The sequence below is a fragment of the Streptomyces sp. NPDC012935 genome (assembly GCF_042900345.1).
Classification (GTDB): domain Bacteria; phylum Actinomycetota; class Actinomycetes; order Streptomycetales; family Streptomycetaceae; genus Streptomyces.
The window spans coordinates 123,937-139,821 of sequence record NZ_JBIBBC010000017.1 but is presented as its reverse complement, the minus strand read 5'-3'; the positions used below and the strand labels follow the sequence as shown (position 1 = coordinate 139,821).

General features: G+C 70.9%; 16 protein-coding genes. 4 read left to right on the top strand and 12 right to left on the bottom strand.

Annotated elements, in window-relative coordinates; genetic code table 11:
• Positions 1–66: 66 nt before the first annotated feature.
• Positions 67–882: a DUF899 family protein gene (locus tag ACFY5C_RS32500; RefSeq protein WP_389451020.1), complete on the bottom strand. Its 816-nt coding sequence runs from the start codon at positions 880–882 to the stop codon at positions 67–69.
• 411 nt (positions 883–1,293) lie between these two features.
• Here ACFY5C_RS32500 and ACFY5C_RS32495 point away from each other — a divergent pair, with 411 nt between their 5' ends.
• Positions 1,294–1,941, top strand: a complete 648-nt coding sequence (locus ACFY5C_RS32495; protein ID WP_389451017.1) for a dihydrofolate reductase family protein — start codon at positions 1,294–1,296, stop codon at positions 1,939–1,941.
• 6 nt (positions 1,942–1,947) lie between these two features.
• Here ACFY5C_RS32495 and ACFY5C_RS32490 read toward each other — a convergent pair whose 3' ends face one another.
• Positions 1,948–2,370, bottom strand: a complete 423-nt coding sequence (locus tag ACFY5C_RS32490; RefSeq protein ID WP_389451014.1) for an NUDIX hydrolase — start codon at positions 2,368–2,370, stop codon at positions 1,948–1,950.
• Positions 2,371–2,645: 275 nt separating this feature from the next.
• Between ACFY5C_RS32490 and ACFY5C_RS32485 the strand changes: the two genes are divergently transcribed.
• A complete protein-coding gene (locus tag ACFY5C_RS32485) occupies positions 2,646–2,789 on the top strand; it encodes a hypothetical protein (RefSeq protein WP_389451011.1) in 144 nt (47 codons plus the stop codon).
• Between the two features lie 131 nt (positions 2,790–2,920).
• Here ACFY5C_RS32485 and ACFY5C_RS32480 read toward each other — a convergent pair whose 3' ends face one another.
• The 4 genes from ACFY5C_RS32480 to ACFY5C_RS32465 all read right to left on the bottom strand — a co-directional run bounded on the left by ACFY5C_RS32480 (position 2,921) and on the right by ACFY5C_RS32465 (position 6,047).
• A complete protein-coding gene (locus ACFY5C_RS32480) occupies positions 2,921–3,193 on the bottom strand; it encodes a DUF6355 family natural product biosynthesis protein (RefSeq protein WP_389451205.1) in 273 nt (90 codons plus the stop codon).
• Between the two features lie 411 nt (positions 3,194–3,604).
• Positions 3,605–4,162, bottom strand: coding sequence for a TetR/AcrR family transcriptional regulator (locus ACFY5C_RS32475; RefSeq protein ID WP_389451009.1), 558 nt, complete (start codon positions 4,160–4,162; stop codon positions 3,605–3,607).
• A gap of 10 nt (positions 4,163–4,172) precedes the next feature.
• Positions 4,173–4,754 (bottom strand): sugar O-acetyltransferase, encoded by a 582-nt coding sequence (locus ACFY5C_RS32470; protein WP_389451006.1) that lies wholly within the window; start codon positions 4,752–4,754, stop codon positions 4,173–4,175.
• An 87-nt stretch (positions 4,755–4,841) separates the two neighbouring features.
• On the bottom strand, positions 4,842–6,047 hold the full coding sequence (locus tag ACFY5C_RS32465) for an MFS transporter (protein WP_389451003.1): 1,206 nt from the start codon (positions 6,045–6,047) through the stop codon (positions 4,842–4,844).
• A gap of 479 nt (positions 6,048–6,526) precedes the next feature.
• On the opposite strand from ACFY5C_RS32465, the gene ACFY5C_RS32460 reads away from it, so the two are divergent.
• On the top strand, positions 6,527–7,171 hold the full coding sequence (locus ACFY5C_RS32460; protein ID WP_389451202.1) for a DNA alkylation repair protein: 645 nt from the start codon (positions 6,527–6,529) through the stop codon (positions 7,169–7,171).
• A gap of 199 nt (positions 7,172–7,370) precedes the next feature.
• Here the strand turns inward: ACFY5C_RS32460 and ACFY5C_RS32455 are convergent, their stop codons facing one another.
• Together ACFY5C_RS32455 and ACFY5C_RS32450 are read right to left on the bottom strand one after the other, a co-directional pair.
• Positions 7,371–7,829 (bottom strand): SRPBCC family protein, encoded by a 459-nt coding sequence (locus ACFY5C_RS32455; RefSeq protein ID WP_389451001.1) that lies wholly within the window; start codon positions 7,827–7,829, stop codon positions 7,371–7,373.
• 70 nt (positions 7,830–7,899) lie between these two features.
• Positions 7,900–8,994, bottom strand: coding sequence for a glutamate--cysteine ligase (locus tag ACFY5C_RS32450; protein WP_389450998.1), 1,095 nt, complete (start codon positions 8,992–8,994; stop codon positions 7,900–7,902).
• A 216-nt stretch (positions 8,995–9,210) separates the two neighbouring features.
• Here ACFY5C_RS32450 and ACFY5C_RS32445 point away from each other — a divergent pair, with 216 nt between their 5' ends.
• Positions 9,211–10,080: a polysaccharide deacetylase family protein gene (locus ACFY5C_RS32445; RefSeq protein ID WP_389450995.1), complete on the top strand. Its 870-nt coding sequence runs from the start codon at positions 9,211–9,213 to the stop codon at positions 10,078–10,080.
• 62 nt (positions 10,081–10,142) lie between these two features.
• Here the strand turns inward: ACFY5C_RS32445 and ACFY5C_RS32440 are convergent, their stop codons facing one another.
• The 4 genes from ACFY5C_RS32440 to ACFY5C_RS32425 form a co-directional block, all read right to left on the bottom strand.
• Positions 10,143–10,814, bottom strand: a complete 672-nt coding sequence (locus ACFY5C_RS32440; protein WP_389450992.1) for a hypothetical protein — start codon at positions 10,812–10,814, stop codon at positions 10,143–10,145.
• A 167-nt stretch (positions 10,815–10,981) separates the two neighbouring features.
• Positions 10,982–12,121, bottom strand: coding sequence for a PP2C family protein-serine/threonine phosphatase (locus ACFY5C_RS32435; protein ID WP_389450989.1), 1,140 nt, complete (start codon positions 12,119–12,121; stop codon positions 10,982–10,984).
• A 10-nt stretch (positions 12,122–12,131) separates the two neighbouring features.
• Positions 12,132–14,294 (bottom strand): FUSC family protein, encoded by a 2,163-nt coding sequence (locus ACFY5C_RS32430; protein WP_389450986.1) that lies wholly within the window; start codon positions 14,292–14,294, stop codon positions 12,132–12,134.
• Positions 14,291–15,709: an MFS transporter gene (locus ACFY5C_RS32425; protein ID WP_389450984.1), complete on the bottom strand. Its 1,419-nt coding sequence runs from the start codon at positions 15,707–15,709 to the stop codon at positions 14,291–14,293. Before ACFY5C_RS32425 ends, ACFY5C_RS32430 begins: the two co-directional genes overlap by 4 nt.
• Positions 15,710–15,885 lie beyond the last annotated feature (176 nt).

Below are 15,885 nucleotides of genomic sequence, written 5' to 3'. Positions count from 1 at the left end.
GGACGCGCGAGTCCGGAACGCGGTGCTCACATGTGCTGCTTCCGCTGCTGCCTCCGCCGAGACTCGTCAGTGGCACTGACCGTGTCGGCCAAGGGTCTCCACGGGAGTCGCACCGGGGCGGGTCCACTGCGGTACGGGGCGGCCGGTCGGGCCCCACGTGGCGACGCCGTCGGCGTCCGTGCGCCAGTACCAGCAGATCGGCGAGCCGTGCCCGCCGACCGGCGCACCGGCCTCGGGCGCCTCGGGCCAGCCCTCCGGGTTGTCCTCCCAGCCCTCGCGGCGGCCGTAGGGCGTCATGTCGAGCAGGCCGAGGGAACCGTTGACCGGCTCATTGCCGCGCCCGGTCGTCGAGTAGGTCAGGAAGACACGGTCGCCCGCGCGCAGGTAGCAGGTGAGGTAGCCCATGTCCCCGCCGACCGGCGCGTCGACGTCGCGCACCGAGTACCAGGGCTGGGTGTAGCCCATGAAGTCCACGAACGAAGCCACCTCGTCCCACTCGCCCGTGGTCACGATGGCGAAGGAGACGCCGCGGGCGTTGAGGTAGACGGCGTCCTTCATGTGCCAGGCCGTGGTGGTGCAGCCCTCGCACTGCCCCTGGTGCGGCGCGCCGTCGTACCACATGTGCTTGTAGACCATGAGCTCGTCGCGGCCCTGGAACAGGTCCAGGAACGGGACCGGGCCATCGGGTCCGACGACCTCGACCGTCCCGTCGAACTCCACCATCGGCAACCGGCGGCGGGCCGCGGCGATGGCGTCGCCCTCGCGCGTGTGGGCCTTCTCGCGAACCAGGAGCTCGTCACGGGCCGCCTGCCAGGTGGCCAGGTCGACGACGGGCGGGCGGCCCGCCGGCTCGGTGGTCGGGTCGTGCGGCGTGGTCGTCATGGTGTCCTCCGTGGCGTTTCGTGCCGGGCAGCGTCGTACGCCGTGCTTCGACGGTCACCAGAACAGACTCGCAACCCGGACGGAACTCATCGCGGCACGGGCGCGCATCCGGAGCAGCACCGTGTTCGTCACCACGACCAGACGGTCATCGGCCGGTGGCACCGTCCGGCGCCACCGGCCGAGCCGGCACCGCGAACGAAGGGTGGCGAGGTGCTCGATCCGATGGCCGCCCTCGACGAGTCCGTGCCACGATGAAAGCGTCCCGCGGCGAAGGCGCGGCCGAGGCGCACCTACGACCGACCTCGGTGGCGGCTTCCAGCGGCCCCAGGTGGTGGCTGACCGGCAACTGGGAGTAACCCGGCCCGGTTGCCGATCCGGTCGCCCCTCCATCGCGCAAGGGAGTCGCCAGCCATGTCACGCGCCCGCGTCCACAACTTCTCCATTTCGCTCGACGGCTTCGCCACCGGCGAGGGTCTGAGCCGTGACGCGCCGTTCGGGCACGCCGGCGAGAGGCTGCACGAGTGGATGTTCGCCACCCGGTGGTGGCACGAGAGGGTCGGCGAGCCCGGCGGTACCAGCGGCCTCGACGACGCGTTCGTGCGGCAGTTCACGCCGGGGATCGGGGCCGAGATCATGGGCGCCGGGAAGTACGGCTACCCCGGATGGCATGAGGACCAGGAGTGGAAGGGGTGGTGGGGACCCAACCCGCCCTTCCACACACCGACCTTCATCCTCACCCATCACACCCGCCCGTCGATCGAGATGGAGGGCGGCACGACGTTCCACTTCATCAACACCTCGCCCGCCAAGGCGCTCGAGACGGCCCGTGAGGCCGCGGGCGGCCAGGACGTGCGCATCGGCGGCGGGCCCACCGTGATCCGCGACTTCCTTGCCGCCGGACTCATCGACCACATGCACACCACGGTGGTCCCGATCGTGCTCGGCCGAGGCGTACGCCTGTGGGACGGACTGGAGGACCTCGAGAAGGACTACGACGTCGAGGCCACCACCTCGCCCAGCGGAGTCACGCATCTGACGCTCACCCGCTCGGGTCACTGAACCGGCCTAAACCGGCTCACCTTCGCTCATGCAGACCGCTGTCCCGGAGGTGACCGCAGCGTGCAGCGCTGTCAAGGTGCGTACGTCCGCGGCGGTTTGCACGTCCTGGAGTTCTTCCAGGCTGACGAAGGCGTACTGATCGTGCTCGGGACTGAGACGGATCGGGGTCCCCTCTGCGAGCGTTCCGCCGTCGAAGAAACAGTCGAGCACCGGCCCGGTGCCGCAGACGTCCACGCGGTGGTCGAGGCCGATCAGCCTCAGAGGGGACCCGAGTTCGACTCCGGTCTCCTCGTAGGTTTCCCGCCGCGCCGCCGCGCACGGGTCTTCTCCGTGATCGAGCATTCCGCCCGGCAGCCACCAGTCCCCGGCATTCGGTTGACCGGCGGCGTAGCGCACGAGCAGGATCCGCCCCTGGCTGTCGAGGAGCATGACGCATGAGGCGATGAGTGCCTGAGGCTGGGTCTTGATCCACTCTTCTCGGGGCACCCACGCCACGGCAGGCGGTCCTCCGGGATCCGCCTGCGGCGATGGCACGGCCTCTTGGTTCACGGTCACTTGCAACACTCCCGTAGAGATCGCTCTTTCCGAAAACTGGCAGTCCGCCACCAAGTGGCTGAATCCGCAGGATGAGCGGCGTGCCGTCGGGGGCCAGGGCTACCCGCCCGGAGCAAGGTGGTCGGTGCTGTCGCCGTCGAGGAGGACTTGTGAAGCGTCGCGTCGTCGCCGTACTGGCCACCGTCTTCGCCGGGCTGATGCTGTTCGCCGCCCCGGCCCCGGCTCATGACGACCATGGCACCGTCGAGAGCAACGACTGGAACATCCCACTCACCAGCCTCCGTCTGCCCTAGCGCCGAGTCCGGCGTCGGCAGGCATCCGGCAGGACACCAGGTGGGTCGGGCTTCGCGAACGGGCCGGCCGGTCCCAAGCCGGCCGGCCCGTTCGCGAACTGCCCGATGATGCACAGCGGGGTGGTTATGCGTCAGCAGGTGCGGCCGACGTAGTGGGCGCCCTGAATCTTGTCGGCGGAACCGAGCCAGGACTTGCCCGGGCCGACGCACCGCTCGTAGTCGGCCGCGAGGGCGACCTCGACCTTGATGACCACCCGCGAGCCGTCGGACGTGCAGTGGTTGTAGAAGGCGTCGGAACCGGTCTCGTAGAAGCCGCACGGGTCGGCTGCCGCAGAGGTCGCGTGGGCGGTCACCGCGCCCAGGGACGTGAGGACGAGGGCAGCGGAACCGAGGACGCCGGTCACCATACGACGAATGCGCAAGAAGGACTCCTTGGCCAGGGCAGGGCTGAAGGGCCCAAGGCCCGGTGCCTGCCGATCAGTTGGATACCTGCATCAGGATCGCCGTGCCGCCCCACGCTGCCGATGGAGTATCGTGCCGTTCACCTGGCGAATCGTTCTGTCGCTACATCCATGGGGTGATCCTGTCCGGTTCCCCGGGCCGGACCGGTCGAGGCTGTGCAATCGGTCGCGGTCACGCCGGGCGACACGGGTCACCCGGAAGCAATCACCGGCTTCCCGGCGCGGGCCTTCACACCACGTCCGCGAGGCGCTCGGTTCGACGTGCCGCCAGGACGAGCCGCGCGCCTCGCTCGGTGAGCAACAGTGCGGTCGCCTCGCCGATACGACGGCCGCGAGTCGGCCGTCGGACTCGGGTCAGGGGGCGCGCGTGCCGGTTGCGGTGATGCGGGCGATCGCCTCGACCGTGAGGGCACGGTCGTGGGGCTGACGGGACAGGGCGCGATGGAGCGTCAGGCCCTCGATGAGGGCGTCGAGTTGGCGGGCGGTGTCCGAGTCGAAGTGCTTTTCGAGGTGCACGCGGCTGCGGCGCATCCATTCGTGGGTGAGTTCCCGGTAGGCGGGCTGGCGGGCGGCGAGGGTGTAGAGCTCCTGGGTGAGCACGAGGTCGCGTCCGCTTCCCTCGGACAGCAGGTGCACGAGGTCGGCCACTGCCTGCCGGGCCTGGTCGGGGTCCGCCGGGGCGGACAGGTGGGCGTCGAAGACGGCGACGATGTGGTCCGTGAAGTGGCTGAACGCTTCGCGCAACAGATCGTCCATGCCGCTGAAGTGATAGGTCATCGATCCCAGCGGGACGCCGGCGCGCACGGCGATCTTCCGGTGGGAAACGCGTGCGATGCCCTCTTCGGCGATGAGGTCGAGAGTGGCGGCGATGATGCGTTCGCGGCGCTGGGGGTCCGTGTGTCCGGTGGCCATGACGACAGACTTACAGGTTCCGCACCACGCGAGCAGGGTTGCCGACGGCGACGACGTTCGCGGGGATGTCCCTGGTGACCACTGCGCCTGCGCCGATGACGGAATTGTCCCCGATGGTGACGCCGGGCAGGACGATCGCGCCACCGCCGAGCCAGACGTTGTCGCCGATGGTGATCGGTTTGGCGGCTTCCAGCTTGTCGCGGCGGGGCTGCGGCTCCAACGGGTGCGTGGGGGTGAGCAGTTGGACGTTGGGGCCGATCTGGCAGTCCGCACCGATGGTGATGGCCGCGACGTCCAGTGCGGTGAGGTTGTAGTTGACGAAGGTGCGTGCGCCGATGGTGATGTTGCTGCCGTAGTCGACGTACAGGGGCGGTCGCACGTGGGCTTCCTCGCCGAGCGCGCCGAGCAACTCGGCGAGGATCGGCCGGGCCGCGTCGGCGTCCTCGGCGTAGCCGTCCTGGTAGCGAGCGGCCAGTCGTACGGCCTCCTGCTGCCGGCGGGCGATCTCCGGATCGTCGGCGATGTAGAGGTCGCCCGCCTGCATGCGCTCGAGGTTCGTGCGCGGATCCTGCGCGAAGTAGTCCGTCGGCATGCACAGGAGCCTACACCGCCGAGTGTACGAACGTACATTCTGGGGCGCGGGGCGGCCCGGGTTCGGAGCCGACAAGGGGGCTGCCGGTTACCGACGTCGGTTCTGCAGTACCTGAGCGAGGAAGATGACGAGCAGCCCGGCGAGCGGCACCACCAGCAGGCCCACGCGCAGGCCGGTCGCGTCCGCGACGAGGCCGACCACGGGCGGGGAGAGCAGGAAGCCCAGGCGCATGAGCCAGGACACGATCGTGAGCCCCGATCCCGGCTTGAGGCCGGGCAGTTCGTCTGCCTCCTGCATCGCTGCAGGCACCAAGGTGGCCACACCGCACCCGGCCGCGGCGAAGCCGAGAATCGTACCGGGCACCGTGGGCACGGCCAGTGCCAGCCCCATGCCGGCCGCGGTCACGAGCGCGCCGGTACGCGCCACCGTGCGCTGACCGAACCGGTCGACCAGGCGGTCGCCGACGAGACGGCCGACGAACTGGGCTCCGACCAGGGCGATGAACCCGGAAGCCGCCAAGGTGACCGACGCCTGCAGGGAGTCGGAGAGGTAGAGCGTCGCCCAGGAGTTGCCGGCGTCCTCGACGACCGTGCCGGCGGTCGCGATGACGACGAGCGCCGCGAGCACATAGCCCACGCGCAGGCCGCCCGGGGCGGGCTGCTGCGGACTCTCGCCCCGGGCCTCCGCCTCCTCCCCCACGGGTTCGGTGTCGGGACCGGGCAGGCAGTGGCGCAGCGCCACCAGAGAAACGGTCCCGAACACCACCGCCGAGATCAGCAGGTGCTGCCCGCGCGAGAGGCCGAGCGCGATCGCGCCGGCGGCCATCGAACCGCCCGTGACGGCGCCGACGGACCAGACGGCGTGGAAGGAGTTGATGATGGAACGTCCGTAGCGGCGCTGCACCCGCAGGCCGTGCGCGTTCTGGCCGACATCGGTGATGGCGTCCATGGCCCCGGCCAGGAACAGGGCCCCCGCGAACAAGGCCATGGACCCCGCTAGCCCGGCGGCAAGGGCGCCCGCACCGGTCAGCAGTGTCCCGGCCACGGCGACGCGGGCCGATCCCAGCCGTCGGATGAGCACACCTGCGGCCAGGCCGGCCGCGATGGCACCCGCCGGGAAGGCCGCCACGGCCAGTCCGTACGCGGTGTTCCCGATACCGAGGTCGGCCTTGATCTGCGGGTATCGCGGAATGAGATTGGCGAAGAGGGCCCCGTTCGTGAAGAACAGCATGGCGACGGCCGCGCGGGCCTGCCGCTCGAGCCGGGTGGGCCGATCCACTAGGTCAACGGTCATACGCCGGAGCCTATCGGCGGGAGCGTACGAACGTACACTCCTGCTCGGTGAAGATCACGCACCAATCCCGGCCCCATCTTTCTGAGCGGTGCAGGTTCGCCGGGGGCGGTGTCGGCTCCGGCTCGGCAACGGTCGGGCCTGTGGGCCCGCATCGCGCACGCAGGAGGGGCTGCCCTCGGGCTCGCCCCTCACGACCGGCAACTCCACCGCTCGACGTTCAGGGCGAGCCGCTGGTGGCCGGCCTGGTCGAGGTAGCCGTTCGACGGCCAGGGGCTCGTAGGCTGCCCTGCGCGACGGTCAGGCGGGCGAGAGCACCTTCCCCGAGCTCATCGAGGGCTGCTGGAGGGCCGGCGTGGTCCGGGTACGACGTCGACCGCACCCCTCGCGCCTGCACCCTTCGCCACGGCTGGGGCCGTCGGCTAGATTTCAGGCGCGACAGCGAGGAGGCCGAGGTGACCGAGGTGACAGTGGTGCAGGTCATGGCCGAGTTGGCCGTGCTCGAGGACCCGAAGATGCGCGCGGCGAACGAGAAGCGCGGTGACGATCACGGGGTGAACCTCGGCAAGCTGCGCGCGCTGGCGAAGCAGCTCAAGACGCAGCAGGATCTCGCGCGCGAGCTCTGGGAGACCGGCGACACCGCAGCGAGGCTCCTCGCCATGTTGATCTGCCGACCGAAGGCATTCGAGCGGGACGACCTGGACACCATGGTGCGCGAGACACGTGCCCCCAAGGTGCACGACTGGCTCGTGAACTACGTGGTCAAGAAGAACCCGCACGCCGAAGAACTGCGCCTCGCCTGGTTCACTGATCCGGATCCGGTGGTCGCCAGTGCCGGCTGGGCGCTGACCACCGAGCGGGTGGCGAAGAAGCCCGAAGGCCTCGACCTGGCGGGACTGCTCGATGTCATCGAGGCGGAGATGAAGGACGCCCCGCCTCGTCTGCAGTGGGCGATGAACCACTGTCTGGCGCAGATCGGAATCGAGCACGCCCAGTACCGCGCCCGCGCGGTCGACATCGGCGAGCGCCTGGAAGTGCTCAAGGACTACCCGACTCCCCCGAACTGCACTTCTCCTTTCGCGCCCATCTGGATCGGCGAGATGGTGCGCCGTCAGCAGGAGAGTTAGCCGAGCCTCGTCCGGTCGACGGTGAGGGTCACGCTGCCGCCCGGCACGATCGGGCGGTTCAGCGTGCCCGAGGGCCGGGCGATGCGTCACCGGAGTCGAGCCGTCCGGCTCCCGTGACCACCGCCTGGTCCTCCGTGCCCCGGATGATCCCGGGTCTTGATGCCCGTCGGGCTCCCGGGATCCATCGAGGCGGTCGGGCTCATCCGGGGGTGATGCGGCCGCGCCAGCTTCCGGACTCGATCCCGCGGTGCTCGATGTAGTCCTTGAAGCGACGCATGTCGCCCTTGATACGGCGATCGATGGTCCCCGTCATGTCCGCCGCCTTCTCGGCGGCTCCGCTCGGTTCGACGTCCATCACGAGCTCCACCCGGGTGTGGGTGTCGTCCACGCGCTGGAAGCGGACCGTGCCCTTCTGCTGGATGTCGCCGCTGATGGTGCGCCAGGTGATCCGCTCGTCAGGGAGCTGGTCGACGATCTCGGTGTCGAACTCCCGCCGTACCCCACCGATCTTGGTCGTCCAGTGGTTGTGGCTGTGGTCGAGCTGCCGGACCTCCTCGACGCCTTCCATGAAGTTCGGGAACTCCTCGAACTGCGTCCACTGGTTGTAGGCGGTGCCGACGGGAACCTCGACTTCCACTGTTTCCTTGACTGTGCTCATCCTTGATCCTCCTTTCACAGTGCGGCGAGTACCCAGGAGCCGTCCGTCTACAAGGGAAAAATCCATGGGGTCACGGCACAGTGCTCCGGACGCCGATCAGGTCGGTGACCGCCTGGATGCCGCCTTCGGCAAGGGCGGTGCGTTGCCGGTCGGCGCCGGTCCCGTCGCGCAGCAGCCGGCGCACCAGCGCCGTGACCTGCCGGGTGTCGCCGGAGGCGTCCAGTGCGGGAGAGACGTGGCGCAGGAGCTGGTGCAGTACGGCGGCGGCAGGCTGCAGGGTGCCGCCGAGGCCGACCAGGGTGTCGCGGAGACCGTGGCGGGCCGCATGCCACATTGCGGCCCGCAGAAGTTCCGGTTCGTGGACGGGCGCGGGCGCCCCGGCGGCAGCTTCCCTCAAAGCGGTCTTCACAAGAGCCCGGATGATCCCGGCGAGCATGACCGCCTCGTCCGCGCTCAGCTGGACGTCCGAACACCGCACCTCGATGGTGGGGTAGCGAGGCGAGAGGCGGGCCTGCCAGTACACCTGGCCGCTGTCGACGATCAAACCGGCGTCCTGCAGCCGCTGCACGCGCCGGTCGTAGTCCGCGGCGTCCTCGAAGCACGGGGGCAGGCCGCTGACCGGCCAGCGGCTGAAGATCACCGTACGCCAGCTCGCGAAGCCGGTGTCCTGCCCGTCCCACAGCGGGGAATTCGCCGACATGGCGGTCAGGGTCGGCAGCCATGCCCTGATCCGGTTCAGGACCTGGACACCCTCTTCAGGACCCGGCACGGCCACATGCACGTGCATACCGTTGACCAGCTGCTCCGCCACCAGCTGGGGCGCCTGCGTGACCATGGCCCGGTAGCGGGCCTCGTCGGTGACGGCCACGGGGCGACCGCGTCGCACGGGCGACGTCCCACAGGCCGCGAGCCGGCAGCCGTGTTCCTCGGCGGCCACCGCGACGGCCTGCCGCAGACGCAGCAGGTGTCCCCCGGCCTCATCCAGCGTGTCGCACACCGGGGTTGCCACCTCGACCTGCGCCTGGAGCAGCTCGTGCTGCACCTCCCGGTCGGCCGCCAGACGCCCCAGCCCCGCCGCCTCCCGCACCTCGGCCCCCTGCGGCACCGGCAGGCCGGTGCCCGGGTCGAGCAGCAGGTACTCCTCTTCAACGCCGATCGTCGTCATCGACCGCCCTATGTTCCGCCCGACTGGCGGGCCAGGTCCCGATGCGTCTGGCCGACGCACCTCACGCAGCGATGATCACCCCGCAGGGCACCATCCACGTGGCTGTCCGAGTGCCGCGGCAACCGCACGACAAACCAACGCCGCCGATCAGGGACGGTGAGCCCGCCGCACACGATCACGCTCAAGGAAGGGCACCGGGCAGCCGATGCCGGTGGCATGGAGACTCGTTCCCTCGTCCTCGTGCACCCTCGCGTGCGCCGCCGGCTGATCGCGGTGGCCGCCGCGCTGTTCGCCGTTCTGTGGGGGGCCGTGGTGCCCGGCCCGCAGGCCGTGGCGGCCAGGACCGTACCCCCTCGCCCGGCGGCGGCCGTGGACCAGGAACGCCTGCGGGCCCTGTTCGGATCGGAGAACCGTGTGATCCGTACGGATGAGCAGGTGGTCGCCGTGACGTTCAACGCGGCCTGGAACGACGCCGGCTTGGCCGGCATCCTCGGTGACCTCCAGCAACGGCGCACCCCGGCCACGTTCTTCCTGACCGGTGACTTCGCTGATCGGTACCCCGGGGTGGTGAAGAGGATCGCCGCTGCGGGACACGGGCTGGGCAATCACTCCTACAGCCACCCGTACTTCGCGGACCTGTCGGCGCAGGGAAGGCGCCGTGAAGTAGAGGCGGCGGATCGGGCGCTGCGCGCGGCCGGGGCGGGCGCTTCCCTGACTCCGTTCTTCCGGTTCCCCTACAGCGAGACCAGCCCTGCCCAGATCATGGAAGTCAACGCACTGGGGTTCGCGGACATCGAGTTCACCACCGACACCAACGGGTGGATGGGCTCCGAGGGCGGTATGACCGTCGACCGCGCGGTGCGCAGGGCGCTGGACGCACTGCGCCCGGGGGCGGTCCTGCAGATGCACGTGGGGGCGTCGCGGGGTCGCACCGAGGTGATCGATGCCCGAGCCCTGCCCCGCATCCTCGATGCGATCTCCGAGCGTGGCTACCGGGTCATCGACCTCCGTGCCCTCCTCGCGTCCCCGCCCGCCCTCGCGGCGAGCTCGGGCAGAGACATCGAGGGCAACGCGTCCCGAAGGTGACCCCCGCAGGGGGCGAGCCGACCGGTCTTCCAGCCGGCTCGTCCGCCTCGTGGTGGCCCGGCTCAGCTGTCGCGGGTGAAGACCTCGTCCTTGGTGGAGCCGTTGGAGCAGAGCTTCTTCTCGTCGGCCGTCATCTTGCGGGACTCGACCACGACCGCGTTGTGCTTGCCGTCCGTGCCGTTCGGGGCGGGGCCGGTGATCACGTCGGGCACGAACCAGTAGTAGTGGCCCCACTTGGGGTCGTCGTAGTGGGTCTGCCACGTGCCGGATATCTGCTGCATCACCTGGGCGCGGGAGATCCAACCCACTTCCCCGGGCTGCACGTTCACCGTGAAGGAGCTCGTCTCCGTGTGCGAGCTCTGCCACGTGTAGTTGTACGTCGCGGTGACACTGGCGGTGATGATGCCCTCGATGCCGCCGCCGACCGTGACCGAACCTCCCACCGAGTGGGAGGAGCCGACGGTGTCGGCCCACGACATCGTCTGGGCTGCGGGCGAGGCGGTGCAGTTGTACAGCAGTTCGGAGACCTGGCGCGGCTTGCCGAGGTAAGCCTCGCCGATCTCGGGGGAGTTGAAGCTGCACTTGCCTTCGCCGGAAGCACAGTCGGCCAGGATCTGCTCCGCCGTGGGCTGTTCGTCGGCGGCTGCGGGCACGGCCGCCGCGATCGTCCCGAGGGCGGTCGCCGTCAGTGCCAGCGTGCGGCCGCCGTACCGCAGAGCGCGGTTGATCGTCATCGTTGTTGCCTTTCCACCGTACGTGGGGGGATGGTGACCAGGCCGCTGCGCCCTGTTACGGCGGGGCCTGCAGTCACCGCGTGGTGCCCACGAGGCTCACGTAATCCACGGCAGAGCTACACCAAGAACCGGCAAAGTTGTACTTGATGTTCAGAACTGGTGAACAGTCAACTTCCGGCGTGGCGGCTCGGTTTGAGCCCATCCGGCTCCAGGGCGAGGCCGAGGACGGCACGGTCGTCGTTGTCCGACTGCGTCGACCAGCGCTCCGCGTCGCTCCGCACGAACGACACGACCGTCTCCGGATCGATGACGCGGCGGCCCGAGAAGCGTTCACCGAGCCGCTCCAGGACGGGGTAGAAGACGCCGTCCGCGTTGCGCGCCTCGCTCACGCCGTCCGTGTGCAGGAGGAGCACGTCGGAGGGTTTGAGCAGATGGACGGTCGTGTCGACCGTGCCCGGCGCCATCGCGCCCAGGCCCAGGGGCAGACCGGGCGCCGTGACCAGTCGTCGGGCGCCCTGGGGGCCGATCACCACGGGCGGGGGATGGCCGCGGTCGACGATGTGCACCTCGCCGCCCTCCGGCGGGAACTCCAGCACCAGTGCGGTCACGAACAGTTCGGGGTCGCCGTCGCCGCCGACCGGGCTGTTGCGGGCGATGCTGAGTTCCAGGCGCTCGGCCAGACTGCTCAGGTTCTGCCATTCGTGGGCCGAGACGCGAAAGCTGCCCAGCACCGCCGCGACCGTCTGAACCGCGTCAAGTCCCTTGCCGCGGACGTCGCCGATGATCGCGCGGACTCCGAAGGGCGTCTCGCACACGTCGTACAGATCCCCGCCGACGAGCGTGCCGCCCTCCCCCGCCTCGTAGAACCCGGCGGCACGTACCGGGCCGAGCCTGCGCGGTACGGGACGCAGCAGGGTGCGCTGCATGGCCTCGGCGACCGAGTTGGCCCGGATCAGATGCTGCCGGGTTCGCTCCCGCTGCCGGGCGAGCGCAATGCTGGCGATGCCGATGAGGCTCGTGGCGACGTACATGGCGACATGGTGCTGCTCGTCGAAGTGGCCGGGGCGGCGGGCGGCCATCCACATCTGGAGCCCCAGGCAGACCACGGCCGACAGGGCGGTGCCGCGCGGGCCGCGTGTCGCGGCGGCGAGCGCAGGTACGGCGATGAGCATGAAGCTCACCGGTTCGCGTCCTCTGACGATGAGTTCGGCCGCCAGGTCGACGAGGACGGCGGCCAACGGCAGCCACCACAGCCACCCTCGCGCCGAGGGCGGCCGCAGTTCGGAGCGGAGGTTCCGGCTGGACACGGGGCGCCCCCTAACTTCCGTGGCTTCCATGGACGCCAGTCGTGCCGCGGGCCGTCCGGCCCAGCGCCTCGGGCAGCCCCGCCTCGATCCGGGTGAGCTGGACGGTGAGACTGCGCAGCCACATGTCGAGGTCGACCAGCACGGGCAGTGGCTGTCCCGTCGGTTCCGGGGGCGGCGTCGGCGGGGTCCCGAGCGGCGGCGGCCGGTCGGCGGCGCACAGGGCGGCGAGCCGGTCGGCGGCCTGAGCCAAAGCGCGGGCTTCTGCCCGAGCCCGGTCGGCGGTGTCCGCAGGCAGCGCGCTCGCCGGCAGGTCGAAGCGGGCCAGCCACTGGGCGCCGAGCAGGATGTGGTTGGCGGTGATGAGCACGGCATGCCAGTCGGCGCGCACGGGCGGTTCGGCTCCGGGCTCGCTGCGGAACTGGGCGTAGGCGGACTCGGCGAGGCGCAGCCGGTGCAGGGCGGGGAGTGTCGGCGGGGCCGGTGCCGATCCCGGTGGTACGGCGGTCAGCATGTCGACGGTGCCGTTGATCAGCGGGCCCCACTCCCGCAGCAGCCCTGCCATGGTTCTGCGTACCTCGGTGCGGGCGCCCGCCGGCCAGGCGAGCATCGCGCACAGCAGGCCGATGGCGCTGCCGGTCACCACGTCCACGATCCGTGCCTCGGCCAGCCGCCAGGAGGCCGGTGCGATCTGGGCGAACGCGGTGGCTACCACCAGCGTGAACAGCCCCTGGGCCCAGGCGATGCCGAGCAGCGGCCCGAGCGCGAAGGCGATGAGCATGGCCGGCGCGAGGATCGCGGCGTACGCCTCGGTGTGCCGGCCGAGGCCGATGAGCAGGGCCCCCGCCGCGACGGCGCCCACGAGGTTGCCGGTGACGGCCTGCCGGATGGCCGCCCAGGTCGCCCCGACGGTGGTCCGGCTCAGCGTCAGCACTGCAAGCAGGACCCAGAAGCCGTGGGTCAGGTCGAGGGAACCCGCGACGAGCCGTGCGGCGGCGAGCGCCACGGCGATCCGTACGGCGTTCTGGAACTGCACCGAGCGCAGCGTCATGTTGCCGGTGAACCGGTGCGCCCACAGCTGGGGCGCGGTCGCATGGGTGTACCAGAAGAGTTCCCGTGGCCGGATCGGCGGTGTGCGTCGCCCGTCGAGGCCGACCCGTACGGAGATCTCCAGGATGCGCGTCGACTCGGCGACGGCCAGCAGCGCCGCCTGCCGTCGCAGCACCGGCACCGGCGGCACCTCGGCGGCGGGGCCCGTCGCCTGCCGTACGCGCAGCTGCTGGAAGTCGTCGATGGCCTTGTCCATCCGCTGCGGGCCGGGGGCGGGCCGGCCCGTGCGCAGGGCGGCGTCGGTCTCGTCGCACAGGGATGCCACCTGTGGCAGCAGTGACCCGGAGGGCGTTTCGGTGCGGCCCGCGCCGCCGCCTCCGGCGCCCTCCCGGACGAGTTCGCGCAGTTCGCCGGTCTCGGTGAGATGGGCCAGTTGTTCGAGCAGCCGACGGGTGGCGGACCCCGCCTGGGAGAGACCGCGAGGCGCGCGGCCCGGGCCCGCGGGGCGTTCCGCGGGCGGGATGCTGGACAGGCGCAGCCGTGCGCCTGTCTCCCGCAGAGCCTCGGGAGACAGGCTGCTTCGCCCCGCGATGGTGTCACCCGCCGTCGCCAGCGCCGCGGCGAGGGTCGCCCGGTACGGCGGGTCCGGCGGTTGTGGCAGCAGGAACAGCTCGCACAGCACCAACGCCAGCACTCCGAAGCTGAGCCCCGCCAGCCGCAGCCCGAGCGTCCCGGGCTCGTACGGCGGGAAGCACGCCAGGATGTAGAAGAGCTGGAGTCCCGGCGCCGCACCGGCCGGGCGCGGGCCCGCGATCGCCGCGAACGCGAGGAAGAAGCCCACGACGAGCATGCCGAGCACCGCCGCCCAGGTCTGCACCGCCAGCACGGTACCCAGCGTGACCAGGAGAAGGCCCACGGGCAGCGCCTTCAGCATCACCTCGGCGCGCCGGCGCCCGGACCCGGGGATCGGGGACAGCAGGCCGAGGGAGATCGGCGCGAACAGGGCGTACAGCGCCAGCACCGGTTCGTCGAGTCCGTACACGAAGCTGTAGAAGCCCGCAGCCGCAGCGACAGTCACCCGCACCGACCGGTGCAGGATCTGCGTCCGCTCGGCCCCGCCCTTCACGGCAGGCGCCCGCCACCCGGCGCCCGCGAGCCGAGCGGCGGGACCTGGCCGCGGACCACGAGCCGGTGGCGTACGGCCATGACGACCACGGAAGCCGCGAGGATCACCACGCCACCGAAGCGCAGGATCACGTCGTAGGCGGCCTCCGCCGAGCGCTGCGGCGTCATGGCCGTGATCGCGGCCGCGGCGCCCGCCAGCGCCACGCCGCCGAGCGTGACCAGGAACGTCAGCAGCACACCGGAGGCCTCGCCGGCCCGTTCGGGCGCCACCACCTGCTGAGTGGCGACGCTGGCGAAGGTCCAGCCGAGACCGAGGCCCAGTCCGCACCAGGCGAACACCGGAACGTACAGCCACCAGGCCGTGGCGAGGCTGAGCACGATCATGCCCGATCCGGCGATGGCCCCGGCCAGTGCCATCACCGCCGTCGGCTGCATGTGCGGGGACAGTCTCGCGCCGAGCGGCCCGCTGAACGCCACAAGTACGGCGGGCGCCAGGAACACCACGCCCGCAACGAGCGGGGACAGCCCGCGCACCTGCTGGAGGTACAGCGTGGAGAGGAAGACGGTGACGGCGTAGCCCATGTTGGTGACGGTCCCCGCGCCGGTCACCAGGACGTAGGGCGTGTTGCGGAACAGCCGCAGATCGATGAGCGGATGCCGGGCGCGTCGCTCCCGCCGTACGAACAGGGCGCCTGCCACGGCGGCGATCGCCAGCAGGGTGAGCGTGCGGGCGTGGTCCCAGCCCCAGGCACTGCCCCGCTCCACGGCCAGCGTGAGCGCCGCCAGGGCGCACACGACGGTCAGGCAGCCGGCCAGGTCGAGCTGGCGTGGGGCCGTCGAGTCCCGGGAGTCGGGGACGTACACGTAGGCCACGATCAGCGCGAGCACGCTGAGTGGCACGAGCAGCCAGAAGATCCAGGGCCAGCCTGGCCCCTCGGTGAAGCCGCCGCCGACGAACGGTCCCAGGGCCGTGCCCATGTTGGCGATCCCGAACACCGCCCCGAGCGCCCGGGCCCGGGTCGTGTCCGGGAAGGCGTTGGTGATCACGGAGACCGACACCGGGAAGACGAAGCCCGCACCGATGCCCTGCACGATCCGTGCCCCGACCAGCGCCCAGAGCCCCGGCGCCAGCGCACAGCCGGCCGACCCGGCCGCGAACAGCGCGGTCCCGCCGAGCAGGGCGCCCCTGCGGCCGAAGACGTCGCCCACTCGGCCGCCGACGATGAAGCAGCAGCCGATGGAGAGCATGTAGGCGGACAGCGTCCACTGCGCGGCCGAGGCGGTGACACCGAATTCGTCGGCGATCCCGGGGACGGCCAGGTTCAGCGCGAAGAAGTCGAGCTGGATGCAGAACAGGGCGACCGCCACCGCGATGAACGCCCCCGTCCGCGCGCCCGGCGAAGACACAGCGCGCATGAGCACGTTCCTCTCGGGCCGACGCCGCCGCGGCGCCCTGGGCGGGCCGGACATGTGATCCACTGCCCATTGTCGGCCGACCCGGTACGAACCGCAGCCCGACACCTCCGCGCGGCGGGGCCCCGCGGGCACTGACTCCACCGGCACCGCGATCGGCTCACGGTGCCGGTGGCTGT

Bases quoted from the DNA above. Each gene is read 5' to 3' on its own strand.
- ACFY5C_RS32470 (WP_389451006.1), bottom strand. From the start codon at position 4,754: ATGCCGACGGACTACTTCGCGCAGGATCCGCGCACGAACCTCGAGCGC.
- ACFY5C_RS32425 (WP_389450984.1), bottom strand. From the start codon at position 15,709: ATGCGCGCTGTGTCTTCGCCGGGCGCGCGGACGGGGGCGTTCATCGCG.
- ACFY5C_RS32500 (WP_389451020.1), bottom strand. From the start codon at position 882: ATGACGACCACGCCGCACGACCCGACCACCGAGCCGGCGGGCCGCCCG.
- ACFY5C_RS32450 (WP_389450998.1), bottom strand. From the start codon at position 8,994: ATGACGACGATCGGCGTTGAAGAGGAGTACCTGCTGCTCGACCCGGGC.
- ACFY5C_RS32475 (WP_389451009.1), bottom strand. From the start codon at position 4,162: ATGGCCACCGGACACACGGACCCCCAGCGCCGCGAACGCATCATCGCC.
- ACFY5C_RS32440 (WP_389450992.1), bottom strand. From the start codon at position 10,814: ATGACGATCAACCGCGCTCTGCGGTACGGCGGCCGCACGCTGGCACTG.
- ACFY5C_RS32490 (WP_389451014.1), bottom strand. From the start codon at position 2,370: ATGCTCCTCGACAGCCAGGGGCGGATCCTGCTCGTGCGCTACGCCGCC.
- ACFY5C_RS32455 (WP_389451001.1), bottom strand. From the start codon at position 7,829: ATGAGCACAGTCAAGGAAACAGTGGAAGTCGAGGTTCCCGTCGGCACC.
- ACFY5C_RS32465 (WP_389451003.1), bottom strand. From the start codon at position 6,047: ATGACCGTTGACCTAGTGGATCGGCCCACCCGGCTCGAGCGGCAGGCC.
- ACFY5C_RS32495 (WP_389451017.1), top strand. From the start codon at position 1,294: ATGTCACGCGCCCGCGTCCACAACTTCTCCATTTCGCTCGACGGCTTC.
- ACFY5C_RS32445 (WP_389450995.1), top strand. From the start codon at position 9,211: ATGGAGACTCGTTCCCTCGTCCTCGTGCACCCTCGCGTGCGCCGCCGG.
- ACFY5C_RS32460 (WP_389451202.1), top strand. From the start codon at position 6,527: ATGGCCGAGTTGGCCGTGCTCGAGGACCCGAAGATGCGCGCGGCGAAC.